At 58.4% G+C, this 18,972-nt stretch carries 16 protein-coding genes and 2 pseudogenes; 7 read left to right on the plus strand and 11 right to left on the minus strand.

Going from position 1 to position 18,972, the window contains the following annotated elements:
• Positions 1–30 precede the first annotated feature (30 nt).
• From ACA056_RS18005 to ACA056_RS18020, 4 genes are all read left to right on the plus strand, one after another.
• Positions 31–1,368, plus strand: coding sequence for an amidase family protein (locus ACA056_RS18005; protein ID WP_497266608.1), 1,338 nt, complete (start codon positions 31–33; stop codon positions 1,366–1,368).
• 112 nt (positions 1,369–1,480) lie between these two features.
• The gene (mtr, locus tag ACA056_RS18010; RefSeq protein WP_497266610.1) at positions 1,481–2,749 is read left to right on the plus strand and encodes a tryptophan permease; all 1,269 of its coding nucleotides are present in this window, start codon (positions 1,481–1,483) and stop codon (positions 2,747–2,749) included.
• A gap of 124 nt (positions 2,750–2,873) precedes the next feature.
• Complete coding sequence (locus ACA056_RS18015; protein ID WP_497273566.1) at positions 2,874–3,113, plus strand: IclR family transcriptional regulator domain-containing protein; 240 nt, start codon at positions 2,874–2,876, stop codon at positions 3,111–3,113.
• Positions 3,098–3,367 carry a hypothetical protein gene (locus ACA056_RS18020; protein WP_497266612.1) on the plus strand — a complete coding sequence of 90 codons (270 nt, stop codon included), beginning with the start codon at positions 3,098–3,100 and terminating at the stop codon, positions 3,365–3,367. The genes ACA056_RS18015 and ACA056_RS18020 overlap by 16 nt, the downstream gene beginning before the upstream one ends.
• An 84-nt stretch (positions 3,368–3,451) precedes the next feature.
• Here ACA056_RS18020 and ACA056_RS18025 read toward each other — a convergent pair.
• From ACA056_RS18025 to ACA056_RS18035, 3 genes and pseudogenes are all read right to left on the minus strand, one after another.
• Positions 3,452–4,880 (minus strand): annotated as a pseudogene (locus tag ACA056_RS18025) (IS1182 family transposase).
• Between the two features lie 145 nt (positions 4,881–5,025).
• Entirely contained in the window at positions 5,026–5,169 is a 144-nt protein-coding gene (locus ACA056_RS18030) for a DUF488 family protein, N3 subclade (protein WP_330219776.1), read from the minus strand.
• 6 nt (positions 5,170–5,175) lie between these two features.
• Positions 5,176–5,988, minus strand: a complete 813-nt coding sequence (locus ACA056_RS18035; protein WP_497266614.1) for a cupin domain-containing protein — start codon at positions 5,986–5,988, stop codon at positions 5,176–5,178.
• Positions 5,989–6,120: 132 nt separating this feature from the next.
• Here ACA056_RS18035 and ACA056_RS18040 point away from each other — a divergent pair, with 132 nt between their 5' ends.
• Both ACA056_RS18040 and grxC read left to right on the plus strand, forming a co-directional pair.
• Complete coding sequence (locus tag ACA056_RS18040; protein WP_497266616.1) at positions 6,121–6,639, plus strand: carboxymuconolactone decarboxylase family protein; 519 nt, start codon at positions 6,121–6,123, stop codon at positions 6,637–6,639.
• 27 nt (positions 6,640–6,666) lie between these two features.
• Positions 6,667–6,918: a glutaredoxin 3 gene (grxC, locus tag ACA056_RS18045; protein ID WP_497266618.1), complete on the plus strand. Its 252-nt coding sequence runs from the start codon at positions 6,667–6,669 to the stop codon at positions 6,916–6,918.
• Between the two features lie 313 nt (positions 6,919–7,231).
• On the opposite strand, the gene ACA056_RS18050 is transcribed toward grxC, so the two are convergent.
• The 3 genes and pseudogenes from ACA056_RS18050 to ACA056_RS18060 all read right to left on the minus strand — a co-directional run.
• Positions 7,232–7,708, minus strand: a complete 477-nt coding sequence (locus ACA056_RS18050; protein WP_497266620.1) for an Xre family toxin-antitoxin system antitoxin — start codon at positions 7,706–7,708, stop codon at positions 7,232–7,234.
• A 188-nt stretch (positions 7,709–7,896) separates the two neighbouring features.
• Positions 7,897–8,115 carry a BPSL0761 family protein gene (locus tag ACA056_RS18055; RefSeq protein WP_223434498.1) on the minus strand — a complete coding sequence of 73 codons (219 nt, stop codon included), beginning with the start codon at positions 8,113–8,115 and terminating at the stop codon, positions 7,897–7,899.
• A 1,231-nt stretch (positions 8,116–9,346) separates the two neighbouring features.
• Positions 9,347–9,904, minus strand: a pseudogene (locus ACA056_RS18060) (class I SAM-dependent methyltransferase); the annotation flags it as partial.
• A 179-nt stretch (positions 9,905–10,083) separates the two neighbouring features.
• Between ACA056_RS18060 and ACA056_RS18065 the strand changes: the two are divergent.
• A complete protein-coding gene (locus ACA056_RS18065; protein WP_497266622.1) occupies positions 10,084–10,470 on the plus strand; it encodes a hypothetical protein in 387 nt (128 codons plus the stop codon).
• 3 nt (positions 10,471–10,473) lie between these two features.
• Here the strand turns inward: ACA056_RS18065 and ACA056_RS18070 are convergent, their stop codons facing one another.
• From ACA056_RS18070 to ACA056_RS18090, 5 genes are all read right to left on the minus strand, one after another.
• A complete protein-coding gene (locus ACA056_RS18070) occupies positions 10,474–11,904 on the minus strand; it encodes a sigma-54-dependent transcriptional regulator (RefSeq protein ID WP_497266624.1) in 1,431 nt (476 codons plus the stop codon).
• Positions 11,873–13,366, minus strand: a complete 1,494-nt coding sequence (locus ACA056_RS18075; protein WP_497266626.1) for a sensor histidine kinase — start codon at positions 13,364–13,366, stop codon at positions 11,873–11,875. The genes ACA056_RS18070 and ACA056_RS18075 overlap by 32 nt, the downstream gene beginning before the upstream one ends.
• Before the next feature lie 103 nt (positions 13,367–13,469).
• On the minus strand, positions 13,470–14,480 hold the full coding sequence (locus ACA056_RS18080) for an SCO family protein (RefSeq protein WP_497266628.1): 1,011 nt from the start codon (positions 14,478–14,480) through the stop codon (positions 13,470–13,472).
• A gap of 17 nt (positions 14,481–14,497) precedes the next feature.
• Positions 14,498–17,305 (minus strand): multicopper oxidase domain-containing protein, encoded by a 2,808-nt coding sequence (locus ACA056_RS18085; RefSeq protein WP_497266630.1) that lies wholly within the window; start codon positions 17,303–17,305, stop codon positions 14,498–14,500.
• Positions 17,306–17,488: 183 nt separating this feature from the next.
• Positions 17,489–18,937, minus strand: a complete 1,449-nt coding sequence (locus tag ACA056_RS18090; RefSeq protein ID WP_497266632.1) for a sensor histidine kinase — start codon at positions 18,935–18,937, stop codon at positions 17,489–17,491.
• Positions 18,938–18,972 lie beyond the last annotated feature (35 nt).

Genomic DNA, 18,972 nt, shown 5'->3' on the forward strand with positions numbered 1-18,972 from the left:
GCCTCCATCCCCATAGCCGAGACCCGTTTTATGTACAGCCAGCATTCAATTGAAGAACTCGTCAGCGGATTTCGCAGTGGCAGTCACTGCCTGGACACCTGGCACCAATCCCTGCGCGACAAACAGTTTGATCATCAACACCTGAACAGCTTCATCACGTTCGATCCTGCGGCGTTCGAGGGCGCCCCCGGCGCGGATCGGGAGGCGGGCCTGTATGGCATTCCCGTTTCCTTCAAGGACAACATCAATGTCAGCGGCATGCCGACCACCGCAGGAACGCCGGGGCTGGCCGCTTATTACCCGTTGTCCAATGCCGGGATTGTCGAGCGCTTCAAGGCGCTGGGGGCGAGGGCCGTTGGTAAAAACAACATGCATGAACTTTCGTTCGGGGTGACGTCAGCCAACCGAACCCACGGCGCCGTGGTCAACCCGGTCGACGAACGCTACAGCGCCGGCGGCAGCAGCGGCGGTTGCGCGGCAGCCGTCGCCGCCGGCCTGGTGCCCTGCGCCGTGGGCACCGACACCGGCGGTTCGGTGCGCATCCCCGCTGCGTTCTGCGGGATCGTCGGGTTTCGCCCCACCACGGGTTGCTACCCGGTCGACGGCATCGTGCCCGTTTCCCAGACCAAGGACACGCCGGGGCTACTGACCCGCACACTGCAAGACTGTCAGTTCATCCACCGTCACTTGACCGGGGCCCTCCCCGCTGCGCTGGACGACAACAGACCGCTACGGGTAGGCATACCGGAAAAATTCTTCTGGACCAACCTCGACGAAAAAGTCCGACACGATTGCTTCGCGGCGATCGAAGTACTGGCAGATCGGGGAGTGCAGCTGGTTCCGGTCGATGACCTGTTGATCGGGGAAATCAATGAGAGCATTCAGTTCCCATTGCCGATTTATGAGTTTTTCATCGACTTCCCGCGCTTCCTGATGAAAGAAGGCTGGGGCGACCAATTCCTGAGCATCCTGGCGCAGATCCAGGACCCGGGCATCAAGAAAATACTGACGGCACAACTCGAAAGCCCGGCGATTTCCTACACGGACTATGTACAGGCCTTGATGAGCAAACTGCAGCTTGGTCGTGAATACAGTCGTCTGTTCAATGCTCATCAACTGGATGTCATTGCGTACCCCACCGTCAGCTGCACAGCACCGTTGCTCACGGAGTGCGAGGCAGAAAGCAACTTCGAGACGTTCGTGCGCAACACCGACCCGGCGAGCAACCTAGCGGCGCCCAGCGTCACCGTTCCGGTAGCGGAAAAACACTCGCTACCGGTCGGCCTTTCGTTCGACGCGTTGCCCGGGCAGGACAGCCTGTTGCTGGAGAGAACCCGTCAGTTGTCACGCTTGCTGGCCATGCGCTAACGCGCTGTCGGCGCCATCACCGGCAACGCTGAATGGTGCCGATCCTTTCTGACGCCGACCTCTTCGCCCACTGAAAGAACAGTTCTCTAATAATTCAAATGCAGGCCTTGCCATGCGCAGCACTTCTACGTCCTCTTCCGCTCCCCCCGTTGCACTCGAACGGTCGCCCTCGGTGCTCGGCGGCGCCATGATGATCGGTGGCACCATTGTCGGCGCCGGCATGTTTTCGCTGCCGGTCGTCATGTCCGGCCTGTGGTTTTATGGCTCCGTCGCGGTCCTATTGTTTGCCTGGTTCTGCACCTTGCATTCCGGGTTGATGATTCTTGAGGCCAACCTCAACTATCGTCCGGGTGCCAGTTTTTCAACGATCACCAAAGACCTGTTGGGTCATCGCTGGAATGTGTTGAACGGCTTGAGCATCGTCTTTGTCCTGTACACGCTGACCTACGCCTACATCTCGGCCAGTGGTTCAGTGATTCATCACAGCGCCCAGTCATTGGGCGTGAATCTGTCGGCGCGGGCCGGGGGCCTGTATTTCACCCTGACGGTATCGGTCATCGTGTGGCTGAGCACGGCAGCGGTGAGCCGGGTGACCACGGTGATTTTCGGTGCAAAGATCATCGCGTTTTTCCTGACCTTCGGCGGGTTGCTCGATCATGTGCAACCGGCGACGCTGCTCAATCGCAACGCCACGGACAGCCACTACCTCCCTTACCTGCTGATGACCCTGCCCTTCTGCCTGACGTCCTTCGGCTTTCACGGCAACGTGCCCAGCCTGATGAAACACTTCGGCAAAGATCCGCAGCGTATCCGGGCCTGCCTGGTCAGCGGCACCCTCATCGCGCTGGGTCTCTATGTCGTCTGGATGGTGTGCAGCATGGGGAACATTCCCCGGGACGGGTTCAAGGACATCGCTCAGCGTGGCGGTAATATCGACGTACTGATCAGCGCGTTGGGGGCCATGCTCAACAGCGCGAAAATCGACGTATTCCTCAGCCTTTTTTCCAACTTCGCCGTCGCCTGCTCCTTTCTGGGCGTGACCCTGGGGCTGTTCGATTATCTGGCCGACGTGCTGGGGTTTGACGACAGCCCGCGAGGTCGCCTGAAAACCGCAGGTACCACCTTCCTGCCGCCCATGCTCTGCGGGCTGTTGTGGCCCGAAGGGTTTATCCATGCAATCGGTTTCGCCGGTCTGGCGGCGACCCTCTGGGCCGTGATTACCCCGGCATTGCTGGCCAGCGCATCACGCAAACGCTTTGGCAGCCCGCGGTATCGCGTGTGGGGCGGCCAGCCCATGATTGCCCTGGTGCTGTTTTTCGGCGTGATCAGTGCGGTTTCACATGTACTGTTTTCCTTGGGTCTGTTGCCGGTCTGGCGTTAGCGGCCCTGAACACCATTTGGTTTTCCGAACGCGACCTGTCGGTCGATTCGGTTAACCTGATTATTCATTGTGAAAAATCACGCCATAAATATTTAATCTCATTAAAAATCAATAAGACGACCACATACGCAACGTCAATTACGCATTGGCCATAGACGAGATGGAACCCGGGACCATTTCTGTCGCCGTGCCGCTACGCGAACGCAGCGGAAAAGTGGTGGCTGCGAACAGCTTCGCCTCCAACCGTTCACGGCGTACCCCCGTGGACCTCACCAATAACGTGCTGCCTCATTTGCAGGCACTGGCACGGCAAATGGAATCGACCATCGGCAGTTATCAGGACCGGGAGTGGACGGTTTTTTAAATGAAACGTCAGTGAATGAAGGCGGCATTGCCTACCCACTCAGGGGATTTACCGCTTTTGTAGACATTTCTGAATGTCTGCAATGGGTTGTGGATTCAACCGGTCGCCACCGGCAGAAAACGGCCGGTTGCCGCCCTTCGCGACGGGCAGAAACCGGCCAATTTCAGCCTTTGCTGACCGGCGCAGAGTGTGTAAAAACGCTAGATCCCGCTTCGATCTTCAAAGCTGAGCGGCTGTCCGGCTTCGTAGCCTGATCAAGTCACGATGTCCCTTCCTGATGAGCTAAACCGCCCCAGCAACGCGCCAGATCATCGGGAGACGTAAAAACAGGCCGGCTTTTAGGCCGTTAGCGCCTTCATCAAGTGATGGGTACCGATGATTTTCATGACCCGTTTCAAGTTGTAGGCGAGCACATTTAAACTCATCTCCGCGCTCACCCCGGCCAGCTTTCGCGTCAGGAAGGTTGCACCCATCCATTGTTTGAGCGTCCCGAAGGGATGCTCAACAGTCCGTTTTCGGACTCGCATCATCTCTGGTGCTTTGCTCAGCCGAAGCTGCATCTCCTCCAATACGTCTTTCATGCTCCCAGCGTCGAACTCGTCGTTCCGTGCTCGGTGTGCAATGCAATTTCAACGCGCAGCCCCGGCATTTCGAACTCCAGTAACGATGCAGCTTCAGGCCTTTTTCAACGTAGGAATAGTGCCAGATCAGCGCCTCTCCAGCCGGGCAAATATATTCGTTTTTTGCCGCGTCATAGACGAAGGCATCGTTATTGAAACGCCCGTCAGCCTTGGCTCCAGAGGTCATCGGCTTGGGCACATAGGCGGTGATGCCTGCATCGTGACAGGCCAGGATTTGTTCGCTTTTGAAGTAACCTCGATCAGCCACCACCGACAACGTATCTGACGCCATCGCCTCGCGGGCCTGCTTGGCCATTGAGCTGAGTTGATCGCGGTCGGAACCGACGTTGGTCACCTCATGCGCAACGATCAAATGGTGCTGCGTATCGACCGCTGTCTGCACGTTGTAGCCGACGATTCCCGTGCCGCGCGTCATCATGGAGCGGGCGTCTGGATCGGTCAGTGAGACCTGTTTATCCGGCGATTCATTGAGCTGGATTTCGATCGCTTGAAGCTCCTTCATTTGAGTTTTGAGTTTGGCGATTTTCTCTTCCAGCCGCACGGCGCTGGGCTCGGAAACTGTTGGTTCTTGCCGATCGGCAGCATCGAGTGCCGTCAGGTAACGACTGATACTCGATTCAATTTCTTCCATTCGCCGCTTCAGTTTGGCGCTGGTGAAATTGCGGTCGCGGTTGTTGACTGCTTTGAATTTACTGCCATCGATGGCGACCAGATGTTCTCCAAACAATCCCAACTGCTGACACAGCACAACGAACTGGCGACAGACGCCTCGGATGGCCTTGCTGTTGTCTTTTCGGAAGTTGGCGATGGTCTTGAAGTCCGGCATCAAACGCCCGGTCAACCACATCAGTTCGACGTTTCGCTGGGCTTCTCGCTCCAAACGTCGGCTCGACTGGATGCGGTTGAGATAGCCGTAGATGTAGATCTTTAGCAAGATCGCGGGGTGGTAAGCAGGCCGGCCAGTATCGGCTGGAATGGCACCTTCAAAACCCAGAGTGACCAGGTCGAGTTCGTCGACAAAGACGTCGACTACGCGCACCGGATTGGTATCGCTGACGTAGTCGTCGAGGCTTTCGGGAAGTAAGGTGCCTTGGCCTCGATGTTCACCTTGGATAAAGCGCTTCATGGGCGATCCCTGCGATGAAATCCTCAGAAATCATAGCAAGGGTTCGCGAAGGTGTTTTTACACACTCTGGGCCAATTTCAGCCTTTGCTGACCGGCAGCTATGGGTGTTGCCTCCAGTGCGCTTTGCGCTAACGCCTGGTGCACATCAGCTGACGGCGCAACGTCGGGGCAACCAGGCATCCAACGCCAACGAATCCCTGGGACAATCTGACGGCCACTGACGATCCACCAGAATCCGCCGCCCGTCTTCAGGCGTGGCAGGTTCGCCTACACTTTTGCACTGGATCATCACATCTCACCCCCTCCACTCTCGCGGGCTGACTCCGGTCTTGCGGCGGAACGCCCGGGCCAGTGCCGACGGGCTTTCGTAGCCGACTTCTTCGGCGATCAGGGCGATCGGTTTGCCTTCGCGCAGGCGTTTCTGCGCCAGGCTGATTCGCCAGCTCACCAGATAATCCACTGGCGCCTGGCCGACCACGCGTTTGAAGTGTTCGGCGAAGCTGGCCCGCGACATGTTGGCCAGTGTCGACAGTTCGGCCACGCTCCAGGGCTTGCCGGGGGCTTCGTGCATCAGGCTCAAGGGCCGTGCCAGGCGCGGATCGGCGAGGCCGGCCATCATGCCCGGTTGCTGATTGCGTGTGCTGAGGATGTGCCGTAGCAACAGAATCACTACCAGTTCGAACAGCCGGTCCATCACCGCTTCACGACCACAAGTGCCCTGGAAGGCTTCGTCGAACAACCATTGCAGGGTGCTGGCCAGGGTCGGGATTTCATCGAGCTTGAGCACCAGAAATTCCGGCAGCGCTGCTGCCAGGGCGTTGCCCGAGCCGCCATCGAAACTCAGGGATGCACATACCAGTTGAGTGGCGGAGGCTTGCGAGGCGCTCAGGCGATGGCGGTACGGCCTGGGGAAAAAGATCAGCGTCGGCCCGCTGAGGCGCTGCTCTGGCTGATCGGCCAGTTTCAGCACGACTTCGCCGGCTTGCAGCAAGTGCACATGACCGCAGGCCTGGCTGCCGTCGAAGGCCGTAGTGCCGCAAAACGTGCCGCTGTGAAAGGTACCAGCGTTGACGCCGAAATGGGTGAGCAAGGTGGATAGGCGATCCATAGGGAAACTCCCGGGAGCAGTTCTGGACGATCTGTCGTATATCGTCGACGATTTGCATCCAATTAACCAGCTCGAATCCATAGGATGAACTCCGTACCCAGCGCCTGTCGCGCTCAACCACGGAGCATCACCATGACCCGCATCATCCCTGTCAGCCTCGAACACGCCACCGACGCCACCCGCCCATTGCTGGAAGGCGTGCAGAAGAAAATAGGTTTCCTGCCTAACGTTTTCCGGGTACTGGCCCACGCCCCCGCCGTGCTGGCTTCGTACCTGCAAAACTCGGCGGCCCTGGGCAAGACATCCCTGAGCGCCACGCAGAAGGAAGCGATCTTCCTCGCAACCTCACAGGTCAACGGCTGCGATTACTGCTTGGCGGCACACACGCTGTTTGCCAGCAAGGCCGGGCTCTCCGGCCAAGAGATCCGCAGCGCCCGGGTCGGCCAGCTCGACGCCTATGCCCTGCTCGCCCGGCAGATCACCGAAAGCCGTGGTCACTTGAGCGGCGAGCAGATCGCCGCGGCCCGCGCCGCCGGTATCGATGACGCGAAGATCATCGAAGTGATTGCCCACGTGGCCTCGCAAACTCTGACCAACTACTTGAACAACGTCGCCCTGACCGATATCGACTTCCCGGCCATCAACGCCTAATACCCACCCGCTGCGGAGAATACGAGCATGAACACTGTGACCCTTTACACCACCGACACCTGCCCTTACTGCCGCAGCGCCAAATCACTGCTGGCCAGCAAAGGCGTGACAATGCAGGAGATCAACATTCAGCGCGAACCCGACAAGCTTGAGGAAATGCCCAACCGCAGCGGCCGACGCAGCGTGCCGCAGATTTTCATCGGCGACATGCATATTGGCGGCTTCGATGACCTGGCCAAGCTGGATCGTCAGGGAGGGTTGATGTCGATGCTGGCTTGAGTGTTGCCGCTGACCGAAAACTGACCCAGTAGAGGCTGTTCTGCCGACTGAAAACTGACCCAGGTGTTCAACTGCTTCTGCTCACTTTCCGAGCAGCAGCTTAGAGCAGTGCTCTGCCAGACTTTACTGGGGGAATGCTGGTAAATTCCGATACGATCGAGGGCTCTCGGTGGCTGCATTTCGTACTTGGCGCGCTGCTTACGCTGTGCGTAGAGCTTTAGGTTTAAGTAAACAATTTTTGTCCTTGCGGCTGTTTTATGCGGTTAGGGGAAAGATTCCTTTCCCTAACAGCGTGCACCTCGCCATACCCTCATCAGGCTGAAACGCCCCACTCAAGGGCCTGAAGGACACGGCGAACTTGTTTGGCCCCTATCTCAGTTTCGCAGAGCATGATCGGTGCAGTCCCTCCGAGCGCTTTATTCGGTGTCGACATCCAATGTGCGGCAGTCACTGGTGTCTCTAAGATCTCCTCGGCCAAGTGACTGACCACAGCAATTCGGTCCAAACGCTCGGAGGCCACAGGATCCAGGTGCTTGTGCTCGCGCCGCCGTCGTTCAAGCGCCGACGTTGATACATTGAGCAGCGTTGCCAGGTGGCGGTCTTGAAGGTCAAAGGCCAAGCGAACAACCTGGATTAGGTCAGTGGGAAACCCTACTTTTATTTGCTGCAGCCGCTCCGATTCCGTCAGCGGCTCTCGATCGGAACTGAATCGCCAAAAGGCAGCGATGCCCTCCTCTCGGGACACCGCTTGCTTTTTTGCCGGACGTCGAGTCGCAGGTGAAGTGCCCATCAAACGTCCTCCCAATGATTGCCCATCCAATGGAATATGAGCTAACGCCGGTCTAAGCGGAAGCGCCATTGAGCGCCAGTGGAATTCCATAACGCCCTAGCGTCGATAAGGCGAGGGAGCCCTTTCCCCTCTACCTATCCTTGGCGCAGGATCAATGGCTTTTAGCCAAGGATGAGTGGCCACGGCGGTCAATCGATGCTGGAGCTCAGGAAGGGCTCGGTCAGTCGGTCGACCCTTCGCTCTTCGAGCTGCCCGGCCCGCAGGATCTCGTTTGCATGGGGATAATGCCGTAACAGCTGGCGGGCCTGACGTCGCATGGACGCTGAAAGCGCGGAATCTTCTGCAAGCTCGACCAGAAAGTCTCGCGTCTGGATGAGTGCGCGCGTGCGCTCGTTCGGCATTGTCATGGTGTCCTCCTCGCACACACCGTGCACGGTCCAGCCGCTCTGAGCTCGCTGGCGTCCGACGCAGTTTTCTGCCTGGTAAATCGCCTACAGCCTACACCTAAACCAAGACGGCCCATTGAGTCTATCGCCGGGATCGACCCTGGCTTTTCGAGAATCAAGCCCCTCTCCTCCTCGGCGTACCGTCCATCAAGGCCTGCGGGAAAAAAAACGTGCTGAGGTTTGAGAATCTTGGTTTCTCAAACCTGAGATTTCGACCGCATGCTTGATCAATAGTTGTCCATTACAGTTGTAATAACATGGCCTGTATCTCGGTACGAAATAGTCGCTCGCGCAGTCATTTCGACTACTTGAGAATGTCGCGCTGCCAGTCGCCGAACGGTGTGTACGTCAGGCCAACCGACATACTCCATCAAGGCTTTAGGGCTCCATTGGTTGCGACTGGCCCAAGTCGCGAAACCGCCGCGCGTTAATGCCCGGCGCAACACCCGCGCCACGCTGTACGGGTGGAGCGCCTCTGTGGAGAGATGCCCCCTGCGGTCGATGCCACATAGCACCGTCCCCTGATGCAATTGACTGAGGCTCAATCACTCTTCGTACACATGCACCGGGCACAGCCGTTTTAACGCCGGCACAGTGACGGTGCGGCCTTGACGATCACGGTTGGTATTACTGTTGGGGATAGGTACAGACTCAGGCTCCCCCCCACAACATCACCAAGACTGCGTATAAGCTCACACATAAATACGCAATACCACTCAATAAAAACCTATATACGGCCATGTCCTCGATTGTTGCGTCCAGCAGTCGCGGTAAGGGGGAAACCTGACGCTGGCCGCGCAGTATTTCTATTAATGCCACTACACCCGTATTCCACACGGCGGTACCTAATTCGCGGCGGCTGACCCGTTTTTCGAATGGCCGGATCGTTTTCCGGTAGTGCCCGGTTTCTCCTTGAACCGGGAGAAATCCAAATACGGCCGTGACTTCGCCAACTCGGGGTGATGGGCAAGTACGATGTCGACGCGATTCAATCGACAGTGGGTCTCTTGTCTGCCCTCCAGCTTGGTTTACGGGCAACAAAAAGACGCTAGCCTAATCAGCTAGATTTCTTCCAGTTGTCAATATCTCAGTGTCAATTGATCAAAACAGACGAGGCGCAGGGCCCGTAATTACTGATGTCCAAGCCAAATGATACATTTAGACATGTTCTGTCTGCCCATAAAACCACGCAGTACGAGCTGTCCGGCCGATACGGATCGGCTGACTCGGGGTCGAACATTTCCAGGAAGGGATGGGTTTCGTACACCACCAGGCTGCCACCGGGCTTGAGGGTTTGTGCGACATGGCGCAAGAATTCGCCGATGTCCGGCATCCAGTTCAATACGCCGATGGTGATCAACGCCACGTCGAAACGGCTGTGAAGCTCAAGCGGCAGGTGATGGATGTCTGCCTCGATGAACTCAGGCGCATGGGGCGAGCGTGACGCCAGTTCCCGCGCCTGATCAAGGAAAGCCTCGGACTGATCGACGCCTACGACACTGCGTGCACCCAGCGCAAACAACGAAAGGCTTTCGCGGCCGTTGTTGCAGCCCAGTTGCACCACGTCCTTGCCGTCGACACCGACTTGTGCCAGCAAACCTCGGAGGGTGTCGTCCATGCAGCAAAAATCCCTACAACCAACCGCCGTCAAACGGGCCTGCCATTCGGGGGTATCTTTGTGGTGTCGGGCGGAGTCATTCCAGGCATCGCGGTTGCTGGCGATGGCTTTTTCTTTTGTCGGCATTTCCATTGCGCGCTCCAGACTGGGGTCTTGATTGACCGGCACGAGTCTAGATCAGGGTTCTGAAAAACCCCATTGAGTCTTTGTTCAAATCTTGTAATCCGGGCATCGCGAACGCGCGCTCGTACGGCAGCTATAGTTAATGGCCTTGGGGAAATGCGGGAAAAGCCGATTTCGCAGGTGCTGCCATGAAAAAAAACGATCTGAGACTACTGTTCGCCCTCTGCCTGATCACCACAGCTGGCGCTCACGCAGACGACAGCCTGACACCCACTAGCGATTACAGCAGTGAGTTCAACTATTACGGAGCCGACCAACCCTTCGCTCACCCCGTGCCACCGTCACTGAACACGGTGCCGCCAGGGTCGTACATCCCGACAGCGCCTCAGGACTTCACCCCCATTTCGAGCCAGCATGAGTTCTACGACTCAAGATTGCCGACGGTAGCGGATGCCACGGTTCGAGTGTTCATCCGCTCCTACGATCAGCAACGCGGTGTCTACGTGAACGAAGAAGTCCTCGACCCTACGTGCCTGCTCGCGTGCCTCAGCCGTCAGGGGCCAGTGATGCAATAAGGCCTACCACTGGCGTTTGTCCGGGCGCGCGAGGCCGAGCTTCTCGATCCGGTAGCGCAGCATGTCGCGGCTCAGGCCCAGCAGTCGTGCGGACTTGGTGACGTTCCAGTCGGTCTTGTCGAGCATCTTGCGCACCATGTCGCGCTCCACTTCCGGCAGGTTCATGGACTCGTTGCCGTTGTAGACCGGACGCGGCTCGTAGTGTTGCGGCTCTTGCTGGAACACCAGCGGCTCATCCACCAGGCTCAGGCACACGTTCAATTGATGGGCGGCGATGGTGTCGCTCTGGGCCAGCAGCACCGTTTGCTCAAGCATGTTGCGCAACTCGCGCACGTTGCCCGGCCAGCTGTAGCTGAGCAGCAATTCCTCGGCCTGATCGCTGAAATGCAGGTTCGGTTTGCCATAGCGTTTGCCGTGGATCGCCAGGAAGTGTCGAGCCAGCAGCAGGATGTCTGCGCCACGGGCATACAGGCGCGGCACCTTGATCGAGATGATCCGTAAACGGAAGAACAGGTCGCGGCGGAACTTGCCCTGCTGGACCATTTGTTCAAGGTTGCAGTTGGTGGCGCTGATCACCCGCAAATCGACCTTGCGCTCCTTCACCGAGCCGACCCGGCGGATCGTTCGGTCCTCCAGCAGCTTCAGCAGTTTGGCTTGCAGCAACAAGTCCATCTCGCCGACTTCATCGAGAAACAGCGTCCCGCCATCGGCCGCTTCCACCAGCCCGACGCGGCGGTCCTTGGCGTCGGTGAAGGCGCCCTTCTCGTGGCCGAACAGTTCCGACTCCACCAGGTTGGAAGGAATCGAGGCACAGTTGAATTCAATGAACGGACCTTTGCTGCGCGGGCCGTCGAAGTGCAACGCACGGGCCACCAGTTCCTTGCCGGTGCCGGTCTCACCTTCCACCAACACCGGTGGCAGATCGGTATTGGCCATACGCCGCTCGGCGTCGATTAACTGGCCAATGGTGCTTTTCAGGTACTGCATCGGTGCCGATTCGCCGATCAATGCCTGCACCCCTGACTTCTGCGCTTCGCGCTCCTGATAGAACGACAGTGTGCGTTCCATTCGGTCGGTGGCCAGGGCCTTGTCCAGCAGCAGCTTGAGCTCCGGCAGCGCCACCGGTTTGGTGACGTAATGGAAAGCGCCCTCTTTCATCGCCACCACGGCGTCTTCGATGTTGCCATAGCCGGTCATCATGATCACTTTCAGATCCGGCGCGCTGATGCGCAGCTTCTGGATCAGGTCGTGACCGCTCATGCCCGGCAGCGAGTTATCGGTCAGCACCACGTCCGGGACGAAAGTGCCCAATTGCTCCAGTGCATCCTCAGCCGAGTGGCAGACCGTCACCTCGAAGTCCTTGCGCTCCAGGTAGGTCTGAATATTCTCGGCGAGGAGTTCGTCATCCTCGACCAGCAGAATGCTGTGCTCCATAGTCCCCTCCCGTTGCCACTTTAAAATTGAGACAGACGCGGGTTCCTTCCTGCTCTTGGCTGGTCAATTCGACCGAGCCTTCGAAACGCTCCATTATTCTTTTGACCAGGGCCAGGCCCACGCCCAACCCTCCTTGTTTGGTGGTGAAAAATGGCTTGAAGACCATTTGCTGCTGCTGTTTGGTCATGCCCTTGCCGGTATCGCTCAGGGTCATGCGCACGAGTCCGGGCTGCGGCGTTTCGATATCGATACTCAGCACGCCGCCCTTGGGCATGGCTTCCAGGGCATTGGCAAACAGGCTATTTAGAATTTGCGTGAGCAACACCTGTTGGCTGACGACCGGTGGACAACTCTGAGGAGTGAAACGCACGTCGATGCTGGAGCGTTTAATCAGCGCGTCAAACGCACTCAACGTGTCGTCGATGACCAGCACCAGGTCTACCGTTTCGTAGTCGTCGTTCATGGGTCGCAATGACACCAGCAACTCCCGAACCCAGCGCGACATACGGTCGACCTGACTGATGATGTCGCCGATATTCTTCTGCGCGTTCTGGCTGGCGATTTCCTGAGCCAGTTCGGCACTGGAACGAATGTTGGCCAACGGATTGCGCAAGCTGTGGGCCACCGCCGAGGACATTTCCCCCAGCGCGACGAAGGTCTCGTTGCTGATCAGTTGTTTCTGCTGGCTCTGCAGCAGCATTGCCGCATGCCGCACAATCCAGAACAGTCCGAGGTAGATGGCCAGGCCGCCGAGCAGGGTTGCCAGCCAGATCGACCTGAAGCCGCGCTGGATGCGTTCCACCAGGTCCACGGGTTCCTTGTAGATCTCCACCATGGCGATCACTTTGCTCTTGTCGGCATTGAACATCGGGATGTAGTTCTCGATGAACAGGTGTTCAGGCTCACGCAGCAGCCTCTGCTCGGGGCGCTCCTCATCGATTTCGTGGTAGCTGGTGGACACGGGTTCCTTCATTTCAAAGGATTCGTCCAGTTCCTCATCACCTTCGACGCGCATGCCAATCATTTGTGGATTGGTCGACCAGACCACGGAGCGATCCAGGGCGTACACCACCGCCAACAGCGTGTCCGGCAGGTGTTCGACATGATCGAGAAACTCTATGCGGGCAGCGGCACGGGCCGCCGGATCGACGTCGGGATAGGCATTGTCATCGCGCGGATCGAGCATTTCGCCCATGGTTCTTTTCAGGTTGATGCCGGCATGACGAATTTCCGCATCACCAATGGCCTGAATGAACTGCGCAGTCAGCATGGAATCGCGCTCGATGCTCTCATCGACGACGAAGCGCGTGGACACATAGCCCAACCCCAGCGCCACGACGGCGATGATGAAAAAGCTGCCCAGGGAAAACCAGCGCAGTAAATTGAACGGTCCTCGCCAACCCTTGCCTTTTGTTGCCGACGTCACCGGCGCAGGTATTTTTTGTTGTCCTGGTATCTGCATAGGACCTTCCCGGATGCCTTGCATCAAGCCTTTTCAGCCGCGCTTCGGATCAGTGTAGGTGGCATTGATCGAGACTGACGGCCTCATTGATGGTATTTAGCCGCTATTGCGTTTGCGCGGCCTGCAGCGGTTGCTGACGATCAGTTTCTTCCTGCAAAAACCCCACAATGGACTGCGCCGCGTTCTCATCCAGGCGCAGGTTGGGCATGGGGATTTTGTCGAAACGCTCAAACAGTTCCATCGCGAGCGGGTCTTTTTCCGCCAGCATGCGGTCTGGCTCGCGAATCCAGCGATTCAGCCAGGCCGGATCACGCAGGCGAGTGACGCCGATCAGGTCCGGGCCGATGCTGCGCATGCCGATGCCCTGCCCGTCCATCGGGCCCAGGCTGTGGCACGACGCGCAACGGGTGCGAAACAGTTCTTCGCCGTTGCTCGGCGGGCGAATCTCGGGCGCATTCGCGTAGTTTTCTTCAACGCTGGGCTGCTTCCAGTTCTGCAGCGTGTTGGCCAACTGATCGGCCAGAATCCACGGATTTTCGAAAGGTGAAGCTTTCATCCAGCGGCCCGTGGTCTGGTTGCCGACAATCAGGCTCAGGTTGTGGTCCTTGCTGCGCCCGTTGTCGACGCCTTCGATAAACAGCCCGAGTTTTTTGCGCAGGTCAGTGACGGCCTCGAATTCCCCGGTGAGAAACTGCCAGCCCGGCCCGACTTTGAAACGCTGTGCGTAGGCTTTGAGCACTTCGGGTGTGTCGCTCAACGGGTCGATGCTGATCGAGTAGAAAAAGATGTCTTGGCCGACCCGGTCCCCCAGCAACTGTTGCACCTGGCGCAGGCGCGCGGTTTCCAGCGGACAGGAGTCGCTGCACGTGGTGAAGATGAAGTTGATCACCACCACTTTGCCCTTGATCAGGTCATCGAAAAAACGCACCTGCCGACCGTCCTGATCGGTCAGCAAGGTGTTGGGGAAGTAATCGCCGCCCCAGGGTGTCGCCGATTCCGTCGACGACGGTGCACCTTCATGAGCGAGCAGCACCCAGGCGGCCAGCACACAGGTGACCAGCAGCAAAATCAGGTGCATGCCCAGGGCGCGGGAGCGCGGCGTACGTGATGTCATGTCGGCTCCCCTGCGGATCATGGTGTGACCTCTGCTTTAGTGCCGTAGCCGTCGCCGGTGCGGAAGGTTGGCAGCGCGGCGGAGTTCACGTAGCGCACGCCATCCCAACTTGGCAGCGGTGTCGGCATCAACTGCAGTTGCCCGGGTTTTTCAAGGTCCCAACGCAACAGCATCGAGTTGTCCTCATGCTGGGTGTTGTGACAGTGCTCCATGTATGTCCCGGCGAATTCGCGGAAGTTGATCGCAATCTCGACATTGTCCGTACCATCTTTTTCCGAACCGATGCGATACACGTCCTTGCGTGCCCATTTTTCCCATTCCGGTGGTGGCTTGCCGCCACGACTGAGGATGATCCCTTCCTCGAAGTGCACGTGCACCGGGTGGCTCCAGCCCGTGCCGCTGCCCTTGATGTGCCACACCTCCAGCGTACCGAAACCCGTGACGCCGGCGTCGGTCGGACCGCTGGCCAGTTTGGTGGAGGTGTTCAGCCGGCGCGGGTCCATGCGAAACCCGAAGCCTCCGTCGGTCTTGACCGTCCAGGGCGCTTCATCGGTGCCGTCGGAACGGCCGAAGGTGTAGGTGCGGTGACGGGCTTTGGCCAGCAGCGCCTTGTCGGCAGCATTGTCGTAGTGAATCTTCAGCGGGATCATCATCAGGCCTTCAGCCTTGCCCGGTTTGGCGGGCTCATAAGCGGCCGGGTCCATGGCCAGGTCCTGACCGGTGTAAGCCTTGACGTTGAGTTGCAACACCTTGCCTACCGCCGGATCACCGTCCTCCCACTTTGGCCCCTTGCTGGTTTGCTTGATGATCGCCTTGTATTTCTCGGACAGCACGTCTGCCAGGGAGACCGGTTCCTCCGGACCCTTGCCGTCTTGGTGCACCAGCAGGTTGACGAAGAACAGCTTGTCGCCCGTCTTGATCCCGTTTTTCGAGAAGTTAACGATGATGTCGTGACGCTCGGCGATGCCCAAGGTTGGCAGGATCGCGTTGTGGTTCTGTTTATCACCGTCGGCATCCAGGTCCATGCTGCCGTCGAACGGCACGGCGTGTTCCATGATATTGCCGTCGTTGGCAATCATGTGGAACGGCACCCGGGCATACGACACGCCCGACCCGGCAGGCCCTTGAAACTCGCCGCTGGTGCCCTTGATCTCGCGCACCAGCGCCATTTTGAAGTAGCGCGACACTGAGCCATTGAGCATGCGCAAGCGATAGCTGCGGGCGCGAACGTCCAGGGTCGGTTTCCACTTCCAGTTGACCAGCACCTGGTCACCGAGGAAGCCGTCAGTATTGAAGGGGTTGAACCACAGTTGACCGTTCTTATCCCACGCCTTGTCGGAAAACATCAGGTTGACGTCGTAGTCGCGGTTACCCCAGGGCAAGGCGCTGCCGCTGGGGAGGCGCAGGTTGACGCCGTCATTCACCGATTCATTGGCGCGGTCCAGGGCGCTGTAGTAGTTCATCATCGCCGCGTTGCCCTTGTAGACGTTCTGCGCGGTGAAATCGAGCATGTGGTCGTGGAACCAGTGGGTGCTCATGGTTTCGCGCCAGTCGCCGCGGACCTTGATCATGCCGTTGTCGCAGGTCTTGCGGCCGGGGGTGAGGTCGTTGGTCCACAGGGTTTCGCCCGGCGAGCACGGAAACGCTGCACGCGGGTCTGCAGCCGTGGTGTTGATGCTGTCGTAGCCGGCCAGCTGGATCGGCCAGCGATAGTCATAGAATTGCCCAGGGAAGAAAAACGCGTTGGCATAGCCGTCGCTTTCCGCCGGTACGTGACCGTTGTGTTCGTGGGTGGTGATGGTGTGCAGGCCAAACCCCATGTTTGCCGACGGGTCGATCGGCAAGCCGTTGTAATGGCGCATCAACACCGGTTGCCCATAACGCACCATGAGCAATTTGGGCGGAAAGGTGCCGTCGAAGGTCCATACCGAGTTGTGTTTCTGCACCGGCATTTTCGGGTGAAAACGCGGTTCAACGCCTTTGGAGGTGCCTGCGGTCGCCGGCACGCCAGCCACATTGTAATAGAGGCCACTGGGGCCAAACTCGCCCAAGGCATAGCGGTGCATCTGACGACTGTCACGCAAACCGGTATTCAACCGTGCGCCGGTTTGCACGGTTTTGTAAGCCACCTGCGGGTAAAACTCGTTCCAGCGCTGGTGCGACCAGCCTTTTCCTGGCGGACGGCCTTCAGCCGACGAGCCGATACGGCGGTTGAGGAAAAATTCAATCTGCTTCTGCCAAGGGTTGCGGTCGACCACGTTGGAATAATGGCTGGGGAACGGAGTCAAGCCTGGTTGACGCAAGAACGCGTCGAGCGCCGCGCTCGGCGGAGCGCTGCGGGCGACGCTGGTGGGATCTTGTTGCGGCAGCGGGCCGATGGTCGCGGGTGGAAAGGGCAACTGCGCCGCCGGGGTGGTGGGGTCGAGTTTTTCCAGACCGAATTCTTCGAACAGCGCCAGTGGCTGAGTGAACGGCAGAGCACCGTACAGCGGGCTGGGTTTTCCGTTAGTAGGGTAATTGAAACTGGTCTGCAGTGCTGGCGGCAGGATGTTTTCCTGGAGCGGGGTTTTTCGGGTGCCTTTGACGCCACCCGGCAAATCGAAGGAGTCCACGTTAGCCGGGGGCATGGTCAAAATGGCGTTCAAGGCTCCTGCTTTGTCAGCCGGTTCGTCGTAATACGCTGAGGGGTCGGACGGTTCGGGCTGTCGCTCATCGTCGATCGGGCTGGCACGTAGAGTCGCTGTGCCCAGCGTCATAGACAGAAGGACGCTTACACGCGTCAGGAGGTCGAACCATTTGAAGGGGTACCGCGCTTTTCTGTCCATTACCATCCGCCTCGAAGTCGTGAAGGGGTAATGGGGCTTGTGCAAGGACCTCGCCAGATTTGTAACGGTTTTTTACGAAAGTATTAAGACTAATAAAACAATGGCTTAACAACATCAATTTGCCAAAACCGGGGAAACGACTGGGGAATGACACCCGCTAACGGGGAAAGTTCACACCCGTTTTCAGGGGACCAATTTGAATGACAGACGGACACTCGTGCCCTCGCCTTCACGGCTTTCCAGGGTCACCGCACCGCCAAACCGCTCCATGATCCGCTTGACCAGCACCAGCCCGACACCCAACCCGCCTTGCTTGGTGGTGAAAAACGGCCGGAAGGCCATGCTGCGCTGTTCTTCGTTCATGCCTTTGCCGGTGTCGCTCACCACCACGCCAAGGCCATGGGATTCGGTCGGCTCCAGCGTGATGATCAATGTGCCGCCCTTGTCCATGGCTTCCAGGGCATTGGCCAGCAAACTGTTGAGGATCTGCGTCAACTGCACCTGCTGGCTCAGGACCATGGGCGTCAGCTTCGGGTCAAACACCACGTGGACCGAGGCTTTGGCAATTTGATGCTCGAAAGCCATCAGGCTGTCATGCAACGCCGCCACCAGATTTACAGGCTCGGCGTCATCGTTGAGCGGACGCAAGGATTGCAGCAGCTCCCTCACCCACTTCGACATGCGATCCACCTGACCGATGATGTCATTGATGTTCTTGTGGGCCGGGCCGCTGTCGAATTCCAACGCCAGTTCGGCGCTTGAACGGATGGTCGCCAGCGGATTACGCAAACTGTGGGCCACCGCCGACGACATCTCGCCCAGGACGACAAAGGTTTCGTTGGTGATCAGTTGCTTTTGTTGCGCGTCCAGCAAAATCGCCGCCCGGCGCACGATCCAGTACAGCCCCAGGTAAATCAGCCCGCCGCCCAGCGCAGTCGCCAGCCAGATCAGCACCAGACCGCGCTCCATGCGGCTGATCAGGTCCTTGGGTTCCTTATAGATCTCGACCATCGCCGTGACTTTGTCGCCGTCTGCATCGAACAGCGGAATGTAGTTCTCGATAAAGATGTATTCCGGGGGCGTCACGAACTTCTGTTCCATGCGGCTCTCGTCCACATCGTGATAGCTGGCCGACACGGGCGTCCTGGAGGAAAAGGCTTCATCCAGGTCTTCGTCGGCGTGGATCCTGGTACCCATCAATGCCGGATTGGTCGACCAGATCACCATGCGGTCGGGGGCATAGATGTTGGCCAGGATCACATCCGGCAAGTGCTTGACATGGTCGAGGAATTCGCCCCGGGCATTGGCGCGGGCCATTGGGTCGACGTCGGGAAAATCCTTGTCTTTGCGCGGGTCGAGCAATTCGCCCATGGTTCGCACGTTGGGAATCGACACGTGGCGCACCTCGGCCGAGGCAATCGCCTGAATAAACTGGGACGTCAACAACGCATCGCGCTGCACGCTTTCGGTAATCACGAACCGGGTGGACACCGACCCCAACGCCACCGCCACCGTGCCAATCACCGCCATGCTGATGAGCGAAAACCAGCGCAATAAATTGAACGGCTGCTTGCGCGAGCTCAGGCGAATATCACCCCCCTCGGCCTGGAGTGTTTGAGTAGGCATGTCCATGGACGTGTTCCCGGCGATTCCCCTATAGGGTTATA

Source organism: Pseudomonas sp. LBUM1666, from assembly GCF_059695775.1.